The 894-nt window shown below is 66.7% G+C and carries 1 protein-coding gene; it reads left to right on the top strand.

What is annotated here, in order from left to right:
* Positions 1-894, top strand: an 894-nt coding sequence (locus tag BN1127_RS06645; RefSeq protein WP_042648931.1) for an MFS transporter, incomplete at both ends; no start/stop codon positions are given.

Raw genomic sequence — 894 nt, 5'->3', positions numbered from 1 at the left:
ATCCCTGCTCATCTGCGCCCGCATGGCGGACAGATTCGGGCGGCGGCGGATCATGCTGTGGACGCTGACCTGCGCCATCCTGCTCTCCCTGTGCATTCCCTGGGTGACCCGCTTCGATCTGCTGGTGTGCCTGCGCGTACTGCAAGGGGCGCTCCTGGCCGGGCTGCCTGCCACCGCCATCGCCTACATGGGAGAAGAGTTCAGCAAGCGCGCCCTGCTCTCGGCGGTGGGGGTCTATATCGCCGCCAACTCCCTCGGCGGCATCGCTGGCCGTGTGGTCGGTGGCCTGCTGGCAGGCTGGTTCGGCGACTGGCAACATACCTTCCTCGGGATCGGGTTCATCAGTCTCGCCCTGCTGCCGCTGGTCATCTGGCTGCTGCCGGCCCAGACCCGCTTCGTGGCCGTCGAGGCCGCCCCGGGGCAACTGCGCCGCGCCATCCAGAGCCACCTCGGCAATCCCTTGCTGCTGGGGGCCTATCTCATCGGCGGGCTCAACTTCATGGTCTTCCTGAACCAGTACAGCTACCTCACCTTCCTGCTGGCCAAGGCCCCCTTCTCCCTGCCGACCCAGTGGCTCGGCATGCTGTTTCTGACCTACCTCACCGGCACCCTCGCCTCCTCCCTGAGCGGCCGCTGTGCCCATCGCTTTGGGGCGCAGCGCCTGCTGCTGGCGGGGATCGCCCTGATGGCGCTCGGCAGCCTCGCCCTGCTGCAGGGGACTCTTGCCGCCATCATAGGGGGTCTGCTGATCTCGAGTTTCGGCTTCTTCCTCGCCCACGCCTGCGCCAGCGCCTGGGTCGGTCAGCACGTTGAGCACAACAGGGCATTGGCCTCATCGCTCTATCTGGTGGGGTATTACCTGGGGGCCAGTCTGGGGGGGCTTTACTTGCATCC

The organism is Aeromonas media, assembly GCF_000819985.1.
Classification (GTDB): Bacteria; Pseudomonadota; Gammaproteobacteria; order Enterobacterales; family Aeromonadaceae; genus Aeromonas; species Aeromonas media.
Note: the sequence above shows the minus strand (reverse complement) of the source record. Positions and strands in the feature narration are given on the sequence as shown.